Origin of the sequence: Brachyspira alvinipulli ATCC 51933, assembly GCF_000518245.1 — a bacterium.
Classification (GTDB): Bacteria; Spirochaetota; Brachyspiria; order Brachyspirales; family Brachyspiraceae; genus Brachyspira; species Brachyspira alvinipulli.
In genome coordinates this window covers 112,948-128,248 of record NZ_KI912404.1, presented here as the reverse complement: position 1 = coordinate 128,248, position 15,301 = coordinate 112,948, and the positions used below count along the sequence as shown (strand labels likewise).

Sequence of the window (15,301 nt, the reverse complement as noted above, 5' to 3'; positions counted from 1 at the left end):
TGATATCTGCTAAATATAAAAAGCATACTAATTAAATAAAATTACTAGTGTATTAAATAATAAATTTTTTTATTTTGTATATGGTTCGAATATAACATTTTAAAATTTTAATTATTAATAATGTATTGTTATAAAAGGAGTACTTAATGGATTTCAAAAACAAATTGGCTGGTATTTTAGAGAAAGAAGGATTTGTTAATATATTTTCTTCTTTTCTTGCTATTGTTATAGGGCTGCTTCTGGGACTTATAATACTTCTTATAAGTAATGTTCATGATGCTTTTCCCGCTTTTATGACAATACTTTCAGGAGGATTTTCCGGAGGAACTAGAGGAATGGGACAGGTTGTATACACTGCCACACCTTTAATACTTACAGGACTTTCTGTAGGATTTGCTTTTAAAAATGGACTTTTTAATATAGGAGCTTCGGGACAATTTATAGTAGGTGCTTATGCTGCAGTATTAGTTGCTGTAAAATGTACATTTCTTCCTCCTGTTCTTCATTGGGTTATAGCTTTGATTGCATCATTTATAGCAGGAGGTATTTGGGCTTATTTGACAGGATTTTTAAAAGCTCATTTCAATGTTAATGAAGTTATTTCAAGCATTATGATGAATTATATAGGTATGTATTTAGTTAATTATCTTGTTACACTTACAGTTTATGATATGCTTAAAAATCAATCTCAGAATATACCTGAATCTGCAATCATTCCTGTAATGGGACTAAACATGATATTTAAAGGCTCAAATGCCAACGGAGGATTTATAATTGCTGTAATAGCAGTTATAATTATGTATATAATACTTTCAAAAACTACATTCGGATTCGAGCTTAAAGCATGCGGATTCAATAAAGATGCTGGTAAATATGCCGGTATAAACGAAAAAAGAAACATTATTCTTTCTATGGTTATAGCAGGAGCTTTAGCTGGACTTGGCGGAGGACTTTTATATCTTTCAACTATGGGTAAACATATAGAAGTTGTTGATATATTGGCAGAGGAAGGATTTATGGGGATCCCTATTGCTTTACTTGGACTTTCACACCCTATAGGAATATTAATTGCTGGTCTTTTTATAGCACATATTACTGTAGGCGGATTTTATATGCAGATATATGATTTTACTCCGGAAGTTATAGAGATGATAATTTCTGCTATTATATATTTCAGTGCTTTTGCTTTGCTTTTTAAATCTATAGTTAGTTTTTTGCATAAAAAACTTAATAATGGTAAAGAAAAAAATGCTAATGAGTAATTAATTATACAGGGAGAATTTGATGAACACAATTTATTTTCTAGTACAACAGACAATGTTTTTTTCTATACCTCTTTTACTTGTAGCTTTAGGAGGGATGTTTTCAGAAAGAAGTGGGGTTGTTAATATTGCCCTTGAAGGCATTATGATAATGGGAGCTTTCACAAGTATATTTTTTATAAGCAGACTCGGAAGTTATTTTCCTCCAACTATTACATTATTTATAGCTATGATCATTGCAGCTTTATCAGGTATGATATTTTCTCTTCTTCATGCTTATGCTTCTATAAGTATGGGAGCAGATCAAGTTATAAGCGGTACAGCTTTAAATATATTTGCTCCTGCATTTGCTATATATATTACAAGAGCTATTCAAGTAGTTCAGCAAATAAGTTTTGTAAATAATTTCAGAATAAGTTCTGTTCCTATATTAGGGGATATACCAATAATAGGAAGTTTGTTATTCAAAAATACTTATATAACAACATATATAGGATTTATAATACTTGCTTTATCTTGGCTTTTATTATATAAAACAAGGTTCGGACTTAGACTTAGAAGCTGCGGAGAGCACCCTCAAGCTGCAGATTCAGTAGGCATCAATGTTTACAAAATGCGTTATATTGGTGTTGCTATATCCGGTGCTTTAGGAGGTTTAGGCGGATTAGTATTTGTTATTCCTACTTCTACAAACTTTAATGCCACTGTAGCAGGTTACGGATTTTTAGCTTTGGCTGTACTTATATTTGGACAATGGAAGCCTATAAGAATACTTTATGCTGCTTTCTTTTTCGGACTTATGAAAACTTTAGCATCAGCATATTCAGGAATACCTATACTTGCTAATTTACCTATACCTAATAGTATATATAAAATGATACCTTATATAACAACTATAATAGTACTTGCATTTACATCTAAAAATTCACAGGCTCCTAAAGCTTCAGGAATACCTTATGATAAAAGTATGCGTTAATTTTAATTTATTTGGATTTTTTTATGCTTAAATACGACTCAAAAGAAATATTAGATTATATAGTAAAATGCAGAAGATATTTGCACACTATACCGGAATTAGGCGGAGATTTACCTAAGACAAGAGAATTTGTAATAAATGAACTGAATAATTTTAAAAATATAAAATATACAACAAATAAAAAAGATTCTGGTATAATAGCTTATATTAATAATGATAATAAAAAAGATAATATAAAAACTGTAGCTTTAAGAGCGGATATGGATGCTTTGCCTATAAAAGAAGAAACAGATTTTGAATATAAATCATGCAATAACAATATGCATGCCTGCGGACATGATGCACATACAGCCATACTTTTAGGTGCATGCAAAATACTTAATGACAATATAGATAAAATTTCAGGAAATATAAGGTTTTTATTTCAGGCGGGAGAAGAAATAGGAACTGGTGCAAAAATAATGATAGAAGAGAATGCAGTTAAAGATGCTGATGCCATATTCGGAGTGCATGTAGGAAGTTTTGCTCCTAATACGCCAAGCGGAGTTTTTATAATACAAGAAGGTCCTATAATGGCTTCTACCGATAAAATAATAATAAGAGTAAAGGGAAAAGGAACTCATGGAGCATATCCTCAGTCAGGCATTGATCCTATAGTTATGTCTGCTGAAATAATAAACGGTTTACAGTCAATAATTACCAGGGAAATAGATGCAGGAGATACTGTTATATTATCTCTTTGCAAAATACAAGGAGGAAATGCTTTTAATATTATACCTGATGAAGTTGAAATAGAAGGAACTATAAGAGCATTCGATAATAATATAAGAGATTTTTTTATTGATAGAATAAAAGAAAAATCTAAACTTATTGCTGAATCAATGAGAGGAGAATGCGAAATTGAAATAACAGAATATGCATGCGTAACATTTAATGATAGGGATATAACCAACAGCGTAAGAAATACCGCTGAGAATATATTTTCAAAAGATTCTGTTTGGGATAAATATTATAAGCCTAGTATGGGTGGAGAAGATTTTTCTTATTATCTAAAAGAAGTTAAAGGATGTTTTGCCGTATTTTCTACTGTAACAGATAAAAAAATTCCTAATCATAACAGTAAATTCGAAATTGATGAAAGCTTCCTTAATATGCCTTCAGAACTTATGGCTAATTGGGCAGTTAATTTTCTACGTAATTAAATTTGTTAATACAATAATATATTTATTTTTGTATTAACATATAAAAAATATTTTATTACATAAAATTATTAAAAGCCAATACAATATTTTAAGTATGATATAATTAAATATAAATAATGATAAAATAGCAGTATCATTATAAAAATAGAATTTAATTTTTTATAAATCCTCTTAAAAATCCCTTTATAAAGAAAACTCCGTAAGTCAGATGGGATAAAAATATTCCTACAGCTTTGCAAAAACCTCTTATGGGAGAAAGTGTACTAACCCAGCTTCCCAAAAGACATAAAGCATAAAAACTATGTGGAAACAATAATAAAGCTAGAAATATATTTTTATTTATACTAGGAATATAATTATTTAATATTTGAGGTAAATTAAAATACAATGCAAAAGGTACGAAAATAGTATAAAGTAAAAACATAGACGGTATAAAATATGATAAACTTAAAGAGTTTCCCCCAAATCTTTTAACGAAATATCCTCTATGCCAAGCATAATTTTTTAACTGTTTGAAATGTCCAAAAAATAAATCCCTTCTATGATGATAAACCAATGCTTCCGGAGTATATAATATTTTTTCATTCGCTTTCATTATATTATTACAAAGTATAGTGTCCTCTCCTGGCCAATACTCACTATCAAATCCACCTACCCTATCATAAAGCTCCCTTGTTATTATAAAATTGCAGCTTGGATAATCATTAACATACTGAACTTTATCAGGTATATATCTTGCTTTATGCTTTCCGCTCATAAGTGTTGAACTGTAAATAAGGCCGCTTATCTGTTTTGAAAAATTATCTTTTGGTGTATTAACAGCAGGTCCTCCTAAAGCATTAACTTTACTACTTTCAATAGCTCTCAATGCATTCAAAAGCCAATCTTTTTCCGGATATGTATCATCATCCAAAAAAGCAAGTATAGTACCCGAAGATTTTTTTACGCCCATAGACCTCTTTATAGCTGGAGGAAGCTCTCCTGTTTGTATTATTTTTATTCTTTCATCTTTAAATAATTCTATGTTTATTTCATCTTCAGTATATTTATCCGGCAATATTATAACTTCAAAATTTGTGTATATCTGTTCAAGCAAATATTCTGTTTCTTCTTTTACATAATCATTAATCTTTTTTAAAGGTATTATAATACTTACTAATGGCTTTTCTTTTAATTCAGAAAATAAATCTTTATAAAAATGAACAATATTAAGTCTGTAAAATATAGCTAATGTATCGATAAATGTTCTCCAAAGAATAGGAAACTTAATAAATCCGAAATGTCTGTTAGGATTAACTATTACAGGAGCAGATACTATTTTTTTTCCATTTGAATTGCATGCTACTAACACTTCCAAATCATAAGCAAATGCTTTAACTAATATTCTTGGGAAAATATTGATTATAGCATCTCTTTTAAAAAGTTTTAATCCAGTTTGAGTATCCTGTATTGGAAGATGAAAAAATATTTTTACAAACATGAAATATATAAAAGATATTAATTTTCTTATATTAGAATAATTAACCACAGAATCTTTATGTCTTTTAGAGCCTATAACAACATCAGCATTTTCTTTTTGCATAATAACAAAAAAATTTTCTAATTGAGAAGGATCTATTTCCATATCTCCGTCACAGAATATTATATACTCTCCATTAGAAACTTCGCATGCTCTTTTTAAAGCATGTCCTTTACCCTGATTTTCTCTTGCAAAAACACCTATTATATTTTTCAAATTTTTATTTGTATTATTATTCTGAAAGTTTAAACATATTTTTTTTATTTCTTCTTTTGAATTATCGCTGCTTCCATCATCAGAAATAATTATTTCAAAATTCATAAAAAAAGGAGAAACTTTTTCTATTAAAATATTTATGTTTTTTTCTATTGTTTTTTCTATGTTATATACTGGAACTAATATAGATACCAATTCATTTATTATCATAATTTACCGCTTTAATAACAAAATACTATTTTATTTTTTATAAAGATGATAAGAATTCAAGTTTTCTTTCACTTTGCTCATTGTCTCCGCCCTCATGTCCGTTAAATGTATAAACATTAATAGATTTATCACCCGCATAATTATTATAAGCAGCGAATACAGTAGAAGGAGGACATATAAAATCCATCAATCCTACAGAGAATAAAGCTTTAACTTTAGCTCTCTTGGCAAATAATGCCCCATCAAAATATGATAAAGTTTCAAAAGCTTTTTTTTCATGCATTCTATTAGTTCTGCAAAACCTTGCTATCTCATTATAAGGAAGAGTATCTGTGATGGTGCATGCTCTTTTATAATCACATAAAAAAGGAACATCTATCATAGCAGCTTCAATATTTTCTTTAGTAAGAGAAGAAAGTCCTAAAACAGCAAGTGCTATACCGCCGCCCTGACTTGTACCATTTACAGCAATTTTTGAAGTAAGTTCATGTTGTTTTGCAGCTTCAATAGATTTAACAGCATCAATAAAAACTCTTTTATAATAGTAATCATTTTTATCTAATATACCCATTGTAAGAAATCCGTCAGCATGTGGTGTAGAACCTATAGGATCTGGAGTAGTAGCTCCGTTTCCGCCCTCCGCTCCTTGACCTCTTACCTCCATTACAAATATGCTGTATCCAGCAGAGGGAAAAAGCAAATGCTTATTAGGATAATCTCTTCCTCCGCCGTATCCTGGATAATGCATTATACATGTTAACTTTTCTTTTTTTTCTCTTGCATACTTTGGTGCTATATACCATCCGTTTATTCTATGTTTTGCAAATCCGCTGAAACTTACACTCCATACATCAAATAATTTTAAATGTGTATCTATTAAAGTATATTGTGCTTCAGCATCATGTTTGTTTTCTTTTAAATTATTTTCCCAAAACTCATCAAAATCTTTAGGTTCTTCAGTACTGCCTTTATATTTATAAAGTTCTTCTAAACTTAAATCAAAAAAAGCCATAATTAATTTCCTTAAAATAATAAAGATGTTTTTAGTATATTATAATTTTCTTTTTTTTCAATTATAATATATAAACTAAATTTTGAAAAAATCAAATATATTAATTTGCTTTTCCATTTTTAATTTAAAAGGTATAGGAGATAAACGATAGACAATATCAACTTTTACATAAGGGTCTTTATTATACAATGATGCTGTTAAAAATGATAATAATTCCTTATTGTACAAAATTAAATCTAAAATTATCATAGTATTGCTTTTGGCATTAACCACTATATCGCTGGAATTAATGTACCCAAATATTTTCTGTTTTTTTTCTGTTTTTATCATTAATAATATTAACTTTTAGTTCCTTTATCTTAATTTTAAAAAAATTATCATTTTTAATATCTAAAGTAACCTGCAAATTTGGACATTCCCAATCAAAATTTTTTAAATCAACCTTCTTCAAACTAGGCGTTATACTAAACTTCATAATTTCATCCTTAATAATTAGATATTAAGATTATCATATAATTTTTAATTTTCAATACAAAAAAATTGATAACTACCTTAATTTTAGTTAAATAAAAAAGTTATAACCTATTCTTTAGAATAGATTATAACTTTTTAAAATAAATTAATATTTATTTAAATTAGCTTAATTTCAAATTACATTCATGCTCTTCTTTCTTGTACATAGCCTGTCTTTTCATAAGAAGATCAAAATCTATTAAATGACCATCAAATTCAGGACCTTCAACGCATGCAAATTTAGTTTGATCTCCTACTTTTACTCTACAGCATCCGCACATACCAGTACCATCAATCATAATAGGGTTCAAACTAACAACAGTAGGAAGATTATATTTTTTAGTAAGTATAGTAACAAATTTCATCATGATAGCAGGACCAATAGCTATAACTTCAGATATTTTATCTCCTCTTTCATATATTCTAGTAATCATATCAGTTACAAGGCCTTTTTCACCATAACTTCCATTATCAGTACAAATAAGAACTTCATCTGAGATTTTTCTCATCATATCTTCCATAATAATAAGTGATTTATCTCTTGCACCTAAAATAGAAATAACCTTATTTCCTGCACTATGATGTGCCTCAACTATAGGATGTAAAGGAGCAATACCAACACCGCCGCCGACACCTAATACTATACCATCTTTTTTCTCAATATGAGTAGGCTGTCCTAATGGCCCTATAACGTCCATTATTTCATCACCAACTTTAAGTCCCATAAGTTTAGTAGTAGAGTATCCAATACTTTGAGTTACTATAGTAATAGTTCCTGCCTCTGGATCAGCATCTGCTATAGTAAGAGGTACTCTCTCACCTTTTTCATCTAATCTAAAAATAATAAAATTACCTGCTTTACGATGCTTAGCTATATCCGGAGCTACAACTTTCATCATAAAGACTTTTTCTGACCATTGCTCTTTGGCAACTATTTTATAACCCATAAATTTCTCCTTTAATAATTAAAAAATTCAATAAATATTTATTAAAAAATATTATTCTTCTGAAGAACTACTTACTTCTGTTTTACTTTCTTCAGCAGTATTTTTAATCAAATCTGAATGTTTAGGGATTTTAACTCCTAATCTTTCTACTAAGCGTGCTTTCTTACCTACTTTATTTCTCAAATAATACAACTTAGCTCTTCTTACTTTAGCTTTACGTATGATATCAACATGATCTATTCTAGGAGAATTCAATAAAAATATTCTTTCAACTCCTACTCCATAAGATATTTTTCTTACTATGAAACTTTTGCTAATTCCTTTACCGCGTATAGATATAACAGTACCTTCATAAGCCTGTAATCTTTCTCTGTCACCTTCTATGATTTTAACCCATACTTTTACTGTATCACCTATTTCAAAAGGCAAAATAGCTTCTTTTTTATGTTTTGCTTCTACTAATCTTATCTGTTGGTCCATTGTGGCAATCTCCTAATTTTTATTTATCTTAATTTTAATTAATTTCATTTATACTTGAAAAATAAACAAATATAACATTATAAAATATTAATTGCATTATTCTATCATAATATGTTAATTTTATCAAGTGAATTTTATAATTATAATAAATTTTCTAAGAATATTATTTTAGAATCTGAAACTTTCCAATTAGCCTCTATATTGTTTTTATAAATCATTTCAAACATAATCTTGCCGGCATTATACCCTTCTAAAAAAACCTCTTCCATAACTGTAAAAGATATTATACCAGATTTTATTAAAGATTTTATACTACTTGCCATACCATGAGACACTATCTTTTTATTTTTTAATACATCTTTATCTATAATATCAAATATTTCTTGAGCATATCTGTTTATATATATACCTTTTATATCTTCTTTAGAACAAATTTCTTTTATCGTATGAACACTATCTTCTATATTTCCGCAGAATATAGGACCTACAATTTCTAAATTATATTCCATTATTTTTTTTAAAAACCCTTCTAAATACATTCCAGAAGATATTTTATCATCTCCATTATCTATTACAAGAATCTTTTCACTATCTCTCAAAAGATTAGATAATATACCAGCAACTATCATACCTTGCTTTATATGATCCGGACCAACATGAGGTATATTTTCACTTAACCTATTGCCTATTGATATTATATTTATTTTATTAAAATAAGGTTTCAGAATGTCGTATATAATTTCTCTATTTAAAGGAGTAATGATCAATCCATCTATATTATCATCATTTTTTAATATATCATTTAATACATCTACCTGCTTGTTAGGGGAATGTATTTCTGTTGCTATTATTTTTAAATTATAGTTGTACATGTGGTATTCTTTGGATACCTCATTCAAGCCTCTTATTATTTCACTTGTATAAAACTCATTAAATGAATCGGCAACCAAACAATATACTATTTTTTCTTTTTTATTGGCTAAAGAACTTCCTATATAATTTTTTTCATAATTTAATTGAGATGCTAACTCCAATATTTTTGTTTTAGTTTCCTCTTTAATAAATTCACTTCCATTGATAGCACGGGCAACTGTTGTTCTGCTTATTCCAAGTCTTTTTGCTATTTCTTTTTGTGTAACTCTTTTTATATTTTCTAAATCTTTAATATTATTTTCCATGATATTTTACATAGTCCTTTCAAATCAACAATGGTAAAACTTATTATTCTTATTGAAAAATATGTGCTGTTTGAGATATAATATTTGTACCAGTTTCAAATATTAAAAAAGGAAACTTTCCCATTATACCAGCTACTATACTAGAAGGCGGAGTGGTAGTTAATTTATTATATTCAATAACATAATCATTATATAATGCGATGGCTTTTTTTTCATCTTCTATTATAGGCTTCATTTCATTTAAAGCAGATACATAGTTTTCATTTGTTCTAAGTACAGGATAATTTCTTGCTGTATAATTTATTTTATTTATATTTTCTGTTATTCTAGCTTGAATGTACTGATATTCCTGAAAAGTTAATGGCTTTTCTATTAATGTAGAATCTGATTCTATAGTTTTTATCCTTTCTATATAATTACTTAAAGCATGCAATGTATATATATCTATTCTAGGTATGACAGAAACAGCATTATAATAGTTTTGAGATGCCATATTTTTTCTATAATATATTTCTATTATATTATTCAATGACTCCCTAGATAATCTTTCTTCTTCTAGTATAGATTCTCTTATGGATTTAGTAGATACTATCATAAATATGCTGATAGCTATTAAATTAATAATTATAAATATTATTGCTACCGCAGAACCTTTCATTAGCACTCCTATAAACTATTAACATAAATATCAATAATTAAGTAAAAATTATATATTATGTACCATATTTTGTTAATATACAAATTGAATATTTTTATAATAATTATTATCAAATAAAAATCATTTGTTTTTAAATCTAGTTTAAGTATTATAAAAATAATCTATATATCTTTATCTTGACTTTTTTCAATTATTATATAGAATAGAAGGAACATAAAAATTATATTTTTTTGTATTGTAATTGTACAAAACTGGGTGAATAATATGTTTAAAAATAATTTTATTAAAGTACTTATAGCAGCATCGATTATTATTTTAGCAGTTATAGGATGTCAAAAAAAGCAAGCAGAAAAGAATAAATTATACATAGGTACAAATGCAGAATTTGAACCTTTTGAATATAGAGAAGGAGACAAAATAGTAGGTTTCGATGTTGATTTAATCACAGAAATATCTAAATTGATAGGTGTTGAAATAGAATTTGTAGATATGAAATTTGACGGTTTATTGCCTGCATTAGAATCAAAAAAAATAGACATAATAGTAGCTGGAATGACTGCAACTGATGAAAGAAGAAAATTTGTTAATTTCTCAGATCCTTATTATAATTCTAAACAAGCTATGTTAGTTTACAGCAATAATCAAGATATTACTTATTTTACTAATTTATCTGGAAAAAAAGTAGGAGTTGTATTAGGTTATACTGGAGATCTTTTAGTAAGCGAACTTCCTAACGTAGATATTCAAAAATTTAATGCTGCTTCAGAAACAGTTATAGCATTAAAAGCTCAAAAAGTTGATGCTGTTGTTTTAGATTATGAGCCTGCTAAAAATTATGCTGCTCAAAACCCAGAATTAAAATTAGTTGAAACAGATTCTGCTACAGAAGAATATGCTATAGCTATGAAAAAAGATGATAATGAGTTATTAGCAAAAGTTAATGAGGCTTTGAAAACTTTAAAAGATAATGGAACTTATGATGCCCTATTAGAAAAATATTTTTAATATAGAATAATTTTTAATATCATATATAATAATATCTTCTTTTTGTATTTAAGAATATGAAAAGAAGATATTATATTTTTTTGTATATAGGGATTTTATAATAGAGGGATTTTATGCTGGAATATTTAGAACTTCTTAAAGAAATATTTATATCTAACGGTAGATATATTTATATGATAAAGGGGTTAATATTTTCTGTAGGAACCACAGCTTTTTCGGCTATTATTGGTATTGTACTAGGAATTTTTATAGCTTTAATGGAACTTTCATCATTCCATCCTTTTAAAAATATAAAGAAATTATCTAATTTTAATCCTATATGAAGACTTGCATTTGCCTATGTTCATATTATTAGAGGAACTCCGGTAGTTGTGCAGCTTATGATATGGGCAAATGTTGTTTTTATTGATAGCTTAAGAGATACTCCTATACTTATTATAGCGGGTATTGCTTTTGGTATAAATTCCGGTGCTTATGTAGCTGAAATTATAAGAGCAGGTATACAGAGTTTGGATAAGGGACAAATGGAGGCAGCAAGAGCTTTAGGTATGAGTTATTCTATGTCTATGAAAGAAATAATAATACCTCAGGCTGTAAAAAAATACTTCCTCCTCTTGTAAGCGAATTTATAGCATTGCTTAAAGAAACTTCAATAGTTGGTTTTATAGGCGGTATCGATTTATTAAGATCTGCTAATATTATTACAAGTCAAACATACAGAGGTGTTGAGCCTTTAATTGCTGTTGGTATCATATATCTAATATTAACTTCTGCATTTGCTATGTTTATGAGAAAAGTAGAAAAGGGGTTAAGAGAAAGTGATTAAAATAAAAAATTTACACAAACAATTTGGAAAATTAAAAGTTCTTAAAGGTATAGATGTTAATGTTTCAAGAGGTGAAATAATCGCTATAATAGGACCTTCCGGAAGCGGAAAATCTACTTTTTTAAGATGTATTAATAGATTGGAAGAGCCTACAGAAGGTGATATTCTAATTAATGGAAAGAGTATTATGGATAAATCTACTGATATTAACTTGATGAGACAAGAATTAGGTATGGTTTTCCAGCATTTTAATCTATTTCCGCATAAAACAGTTATGGAAAATATCACTTTAGCACCTATGAAATTAAAAAAAATACCTAAAGAAAAGCTGAGAAAAAAGCTATAGAACTTCTTGATAAAGTGGGGCTTGTAGATAAACAGAATGCATATCCGAATCAGCTTTCCGGAGGACAGAAGCAAAGAATAGCAATAGCTAGAGCTTTGGCTATGGAGCCGGAAATAATGCTTTTTGATGAGCCTACATCATCTTTGGACCCAGAAATGATTAAAGAAGTTTTGGATGTTATGATAGATTTGGCTAAAGATGGTATGACTATGCTTATAGTTACACATGAGATGGGGTTTGCTAAAAATGTTGCTACTAGAATACTTTTTATGAATGATGGTAAAATATTAGAAGATGAAGAACCTATAGAATTTTTTGCTCATCCTAAACATGATAGAATTAAAGAATTTTTGTATAAAGTTTTAAATAAATAATAATTTCTTATTATTTGTTAGCGATAAACTTGCTTAAAAATATCAGTGCTTGTTTATCGCTTTCAAATTTCATTATAAAAATCTAATAAATAAAATTTAATCAATTATAAAATTATATTTTAAAAATTTTCATTAGTTACTATATATAATTCACCTTCAGGAGTTACTATATACGCTTCTTTATATCTAAATGCCTCATTTGTAAAAAAGTTAGTTCCCATTAAAAATGCAGTTGTTGATAAGGCATCTGCTTCTTCGGCATTTGTATGAACTATTGTAGCAGATATACTATTATATGTAGGATATCCGACTTCAGCATCTATTATATGATGATAATTAGTCCCATCTTGAGTAAAATATCTCTCATAATCACCGCTTGTAACTATAGTAGTATTTGTTGATTCCAATAATCCTAAATAACCATCAGCATCATTTCTAGGATTTCTTATAGCTATTACCCAAGGCTTTCCTCTGCTATTAACTCCATTAGCATAAGTATCTCCGCCATAATCTATTAAATAATTATTTATATTATGTTCTTTAAATATACTTTTTAATTTTTCTATTATATAACCTTTACCATAAGAACCGAAATCAAATGTTAATGGTTTTGATAATTTTAATATTTTTTTATTGTCATTATTAGTTATCAAACTTACAGATGAATAATCTATATTACTCAAAGCTTTATCTATTTCAGATTTCAAAGGAACTGTTTGATTTTCTTTTACCCCAAATCCCCAAAGCTCTATTAATGGTCTTACACTGATATCAAATGACGGATTAATTTTTGAATATCTTAAACCCGTTTCAAATATATGTGCCATTTCATCTGATATTTCAATTTCTGTTTTACCTTTTAAACTTTCTGAATTAATTTTAGCTATTTCACTGGAAGTATTATATGGATTTAATATATTATCTATTCTATTAATCTCATTTGTTATATCCTGAGTCAATATATCTATATCTTTTCCTGATGTTTGTGCTGTTACATTTAATATTGTATCGCTTATAACTATAGTTGCTGTTATATATTTTTCTCTGCTTCTATAAAAAGATACTGCTATTATTAATGCTACAGCTATTATTGGTATTGATAAGTAAATTTTCTTTTTCATTTTTCTAACACTAACTTCTTTTATTTTTTTTACTATTAAAACGAAAATAAAAAACAATTGTAAAAATAAAATTTTATATAAAATATTTTTAGTATATATTCAAATAAAGATAATCTATCCATTTCAAATTATCATATTAATAACATATTTTACGCCCTAGTAATTTTTAATTTATTATGAAAAAAATGAATAATTTAGACTATACAAAAAAAGTTATGTTGTATAGGTTTTATTAAACTGTACAAATACCAATATTTTGTAAAAAAATTGTAAAAATAAAGTAAATTCTATTGACATTAATTGTTTTTCTGCTATACTCATAATTGTAAAGATAATTTACATGAGATTATTTATGAAAAAATAAATTAAGGAGATTAACTATGACAAAAAAAATATTTGCTTTATTAATATCATTAACTATCATTTCTACTTCAAGCCTTTTTGCTGATTGGGTAGTTCCTGTTTCATCATTACCTCAAAAAGCAAGAAGTTTTATACAGAGAGTTTATCCTGGTGTGCAAATATGGAAAGTTGAAAGAGATGATGGAAAATTTGACGTTAAATTATCAAATGGTGCTACTATAGATTTTTTACCTAACGGAAACTGGGTTAATATAGACGGAGAATATAATGGAGTTCCTTTAAGCGTATTGCCTCAAGCTGTAGCTAATACAGTAAGAAGAACTCATCCTCAAGCTATGATGATAGATGTAGAAAAAGAATGGGGAAATTACAAAATAAAACTTAATAATATGATGGAATTGTTTATATCTTCTGACGGACAATTAGTAGGACAGAAATGGGATGACTAATGGATGAAATATAAAAGGTTTATGAAAAAATAAAAAGAGGTTCTATTAGAACCTCTTTTTATTTGACTGTTTACTAATATTAATGTTTTAAATAAAAAGAAATAAGGATAAATATCATGTCAAAAAAAATCTTAATACCATTATTTTCAATTATTAGTTTGTCAATTTTCATAATATCATGTGAAACTTTACAATCAAGTGCAAGAGAAATAACAAGAAGTTATATCGAAGAAAACAAACCAGATATAAAGGTAAAAAGTGCTTCTATTTCTGAAATAACATTAAAAGATATAAGCTTAAATGTTACTTTAGAAGTAAAAAATAATCTGTCATTTGAAGTTCCTGTAGATAAACTGCAAGTTGATTTGGTAAATACTTCCGGAAAAGTTTTTGCAAGTGGAAATACAGTAGAAACTTTAAAAATACCTTCTAAACAAACAAAAGATGTAAATTTAAAATTCAAAGCTAATTACGCAGATGTATTTACAACTGCATTTGATGCTCTTAAAAATAAAAGTTTCAAATGTAAAGCTAATATGAATATAACTTTCACTGTATATGGAATGAGCTTCAAATTCCCTTACACTAAAGAATTAAATTTTACAGAACAATAAACAAACAATAAAAGATAATTATGGTTAAAA

The 15,301-nt window shown here is 27.4% G+C and carries 18 protein-coding genes and 1 pseudogene; 10 read left to right on the top strand and 9 right to left on the bottom strand.

Annotation, left to right across the window (positions count from 1 at the left end; all coding sequences use genetic code 11):
• Window positions 1–146: 146 nt before the first annotated feature.
• The 3 genes from T324_RS0110755 to T324_RS0110745 are packed head-to-tail and all read left to right on the top strand — an operon-like array spanning window position 147 to window position 3,440.
• The gene (locus T324_RS0110755; RefSeq protein WP_028330261.1) at window positions 147–1,262 is read left to right on the top strand and encodes an ABC transporter permease; all 1,116 of its coding nucleotides are present in this window, start codon (window positions 147–149) and stop codon (window positions 1,260–1,262) included.
• 22 nt (window positions 1,263–1,284) lie between these two features.
• Window positions 1,285–2,238, top strand: a complete 954-nt coding sequence (locus tag T324_RS0110750; protein ID WP_028330260.1) for an ABC transporter permease — start codon at window positions 1,285–1,287, stop codon at window positions 2,236–2,238.
• A 23-nt stretch (window positions 2,239–2,261) separates the two neighbouring features.
• Window positions 2,262–3,440, top strand: coding sequence for a M20 metallopeptidase family protein (locus T324_RS0110745; RefSeq protein WP_028330259.1), 1,179 nt, complete (start codon window positions 2,262–2,264; stop codon window positions 3,438–3,440).
• A gap of 151 nt (window positions 3,441–3,591) precedes the next feature.
• Here the strand turns inward: T324_RS0110745 and T324_RS0110740 are convergent, their stop codons facing one another.
• The 8 genes from T324_RS0110740 to T324_RS0110705 all read right to left on the bottom strand — a co-directional run bounded on the left by T324_RS0110740 (window position 3,592) and on the right by T324_RS0110705 (window position 10,173).
• Window positions 3,592–5,385 (bottom strand): glycosyltransferase, encoded by a 1,794-nt coding sequence (locus T324_RS0110740; protein WP_028330258.1) that lies wholly within the window; start codon window positions 5,383–5,385, stop codon window positions 3,592–3,594.
• A 37-nt stretch (window positions 5,386–5,422) separates the two neighbouring features.
• The gene (locus tag T324_RS0110735) at window positions 5,423–6,397 is read right to left on the bottom strand and encodes an acetylxylan esterase (RefSeq protein ID WP_028330257.1); all 975 of its coding nucleotides are present in this window, start codon (window positions 6,395–6,397) and stop codon (window positions 5,423–5,425) included.
• A 75-nt stretch (window positions 6,398–6,472) separates the two neighbouring features.
• The gene (locus T324_RS17765) at window positions 6,473–6,727 is read right to left on the bottom strand and encodes a hypothetical protein (protein WP_028330256.1); all 255 of its coding nucleotides are present in this window, start codon (window positions 6,725–6,727) and stop codon (window positions 6,473–6,475) included.
• Complete coding sequence (locus tag T324_RS17220) at window positions 6,684–6,872, bottom strand: hypothetical protein (protein WP_028330255.1); 189 nt, start codon at window positions 6,870–6,872, stop codon at window positions 6,684–6,686. Before T324_RS17220 ends, T324_RS17765 begins: the two co-directional genes overlap by 44 nt.
• A gap of 160 nt (window positions 6,873–7,032) precedes the next feature.
• On the bottom strand, window positions 7,033–7,857 hold the full coding sequence (locus tag T324_RS0110720; protein ID WP_028330254.1) for a sulfide/dihydroorotate dehydrogenase-like FAD/NAD-binding protein: 825 nt from the start codon (window positions 7,855–7,857) through the stop codon (window positions 7,033–7,035).
• A gap of 51 nt (window positions 7,858–7,908) precedes the next feature.
• A complete protein-coding gene (gene rplS / locus T324_RS0110715; RefSeq protein WP_028330253.1) occupies window positions 7,909–8,337 on the bottom strand; it encodes a 50S ribosomal protein L19 in 429 nt (142 codons plus the stop codon).
• A 140-nt stretch (window positions 8,338–8,477) separates the two neighbouring features.
• The gene (locus tag T324_RS0110710) at window positions 8,478–9,515 is read right to left on the bottom strand and encodes a substrate-binding domain-containing protein (protein WP_051436839.1); all 1,038 of its coding nucleotides are present in this window, start codon (window positions 9,513–9,515) and stop codon (window positions 8,478–8,480) included.
• A gap of 49 nt (window positions 9,516–9,564) precedes the next feature.
• Window positions 9,565–10,173 carry a LemA family protein gene (locus tag T324_RS0110705; RefSeq protein WP_028330251.1) on the bottom strand — a complete coding sequence of 203 codons (609 nt, stop codon included), beginning with the start codon at window positions 10,171–10,173 and terminating at the stop codon, window positions 9,565–9,567.
• Window positions 10,174–10,437: 264 nt separating this feature from the next.
• Between T324_RS0110705 and T324_RS0110700 the strand changes: the two genes are divergently transcribed.
• From T324_RS0110700 to T324_RS17210, 5 genes and pseudogenes are all read left to right on the top strand, one after another.
• The gene (locus T324_RS0110700) at window positions 10,438–11,178 is read left to right on the top strand and encodes a basic amino acid ABC transporter substrate-binding protein (RefSeq protein WP_028330250.1); all 741 of its coding nucleotides are present in this window, start codon (window positions 10,438–10,440) and stop codon (window positions 11,176–11,178) included.
• A gap of 113 nt (window positions 11,179–11,291) precedes the next feature.
• Complete coding sequence (locus T324_RS18555; protein ID WP_028330249.1) at window positions 11,292–11,501, top strand: hypothetical protein; 210 nt, start codon at window positions 11,292–11,294, stop codon at window positions 11,499–11,501.
• Between the two features lie 57 nt (window positions 11,502–11,558).
• Window positions 11,559–11,798, top strand: a complete 240-nt coding sequence (locus T324_RS18550; RefSeq protein WP_245580703.1) for an ABC transporter permease subunit — start codon at window positions 11,559–11,561, stop codon at window positions 11,796–11,798.
• Window positions 11,799–11,812: 14 nt separating this feature from the next.
• Complete coding sequence (locus tag T324_RS18545) at window positions 11,813–12,004, top strand: hypothetical protein (protein ID WP_028330247.1); 192 nt, start codon at window positions 11,813–11,815, stop codon at window positions 12,002–12,004.
• Window positions 11,997–12,724 (top strand): annotated as a pseudogene (locus T324_RS17210) (amino acid ABC transporter ATP-binding protein). The gene T324_RS18545 and the pseudogene T324_RS17210 overlap by 8 nt, the downstream one beginning before the upstream one ends.
• A 119-nt stretch (window positions 12,725–12,843) precedes the next feature.
• Here T324_RS17210 and T324_RS0110675 read toward each other — a convergent pair.
• The gene (locus T324_RS0110675; RefSeq protein WP_028330246.1) at window positions 12,844–13,845 is read right to left on the bottom strand and encodes an FAD:protein FMN transferase; all 1,002 of its coding nucleotides are present in this window, start codon (window positions 13,843–13,845) and stop codon (window positions 12,844–12,846) included.
• 380 nt (window positions 13,846–14,225) lie between these two features.
• Between T324_RS0110675 and T324_RS0110670 the strand changes: the two genes are divergently transcribed.
• Together T324_RS0110670 and T324_RS0110665 are read left to right on the top strand one after the other, a co-directional pair.
• Complete coding sequence (locus T324_RS0110670; protein ID WP_028330245.1) at window positions 14,226–14,657, top strand: PepSY-like domain-containing protein; 432 nt, start codon at window positions 14,226–14,228, stop codon at window positions 14,655–14,657.
• Window positions 14,658–14,773: 116 nt separating this feature from the next.
• Window positions 14,774–15,271: an LEA/WHy family protein gene (locus T324_RS0110665; RefSeq protein WP_028330244.1), complete on the top strand. Its 498-nt coding sequence runs from the start codon at window positions 14,774–14,776 to the stop codon at window positions 15,269–15,271.
• Window positions 15,272–15,301: the final 30 nt, after the last annotated feature.

Bases quoted from the DNA above. Each gene is read 5' to 3' on its own strand.
- T324_RS18555 (WP_028330249.1), top strand. From the start codon at position 11,292: ATGCTGGAATATTTAGAACTTCTTAAAGAAATATTTATATCTAACGGT.
- T324_RS0110670 (WP_028330245.1), top strand. From the start codon at position 14,226: ATGACAAAAAAAATATTTGCTTTATTAATATCATTAACTATCATTTCT.
- T324_RS0110675 (WP_028330246.1), bottom strand. From the start codon at position 13,845: ATGAAAAAGAAAATTTACTTATCAATACCAATAATAGCTGTAGCATTA.
- T324_RS0110710 (WP_051436839.1), bottom strand. From the start codon at position 9,515: ATGGAAAATAATATTAAAGATTTAGAAAATATAAAAAGAGTTACACAA.
- T324_RS0110665 (WP_028330244.1), top strand. From the start codon at position 14,774: ATGTCAAAAAAAATCTTAATACCATTATTTTCAATTATTAGTTTGTCA.
- T324_RS0110700 (WP_028330250.1), top strand. From the start codon at position 10,438: ATGTTTAAAAATAATTTTATTAAAGTACTTATAGCAGCATCGATTATT.
- T324_RS17765 (WP_028330256.1), bottom strand. From the start codon at position 6,727: ATGATAAAAACAGAAAAAAAACAGAAAATATTTGGGTACATTAATTCC.
- T324_RS0110755 (WP_028330261.1), top strand. From the start codon at position 147: ATGGATTTCAAAAACAAATTGGCTGGTATTTTAGAGAAAGAAGGATTT.
- T324_RS0110750 (WP_028330260.1), top strand. From the start codon at position 1,285: ATGAACACAATTTATTTTCTAGTACAACAGACAATGTTTTTTTCTATA.
- T324_RS18550 (WP_245580703.1), top strand. From the start codon at position 11,559: ATGATATGGGCAAATGTTGTTTTTATTGATAGCTTAAGAGATACTCCT.
- T324_RS0110720 (WP_028330254.1), bottom strand. From the start codon at position 7,857: ATGGGTTATAAAATAGTTGCCAAAGAGCAATGGTCAGAAAAAGTCTTT.
- T324_RS0110740 (WP_028330258.1), bottom strand. From the start codon at position 5,385: ATGATAATAAATGAATTGGTATCTATATTAGTTCCAGTATATAACATA.
- T324_RS17220 (WP_028330255.1), bottom strand. From the start codon at position 6,872: ATGAAGTTTAGTATAACGCCTAGTTTGAAGAAGGTTGATTTAAAAAAT.
- T324_RS0110745 (WP_028330259.1), top strand. From the start codon at position 2,262: ATGCTTAAATACGACTCAAAAGAAATATTAGATTATATAGTAAAATGC.
- rplS (WP_028330253.1), bottom strand. From the start codon at position 8,337: ATGGACCAACAGATAAGATTAGTAGAAGCAAAACATAAAAAAGAAGCT.
- T324_RS0110705 (WP_028330251.1), bottom strand. From the start codon at position 10,173: ATGAAAGGTTCTGCGGTAGCAATAATATTTATAATTATTAATTTAATA.
- T324_RS0110735 (WP_028330257.1), bottom strand. From the start codon at position 6,397: ATGGCTTTTTTTGATTTAAGTTTAGAAGAACTTTATAAATATAAAGGC.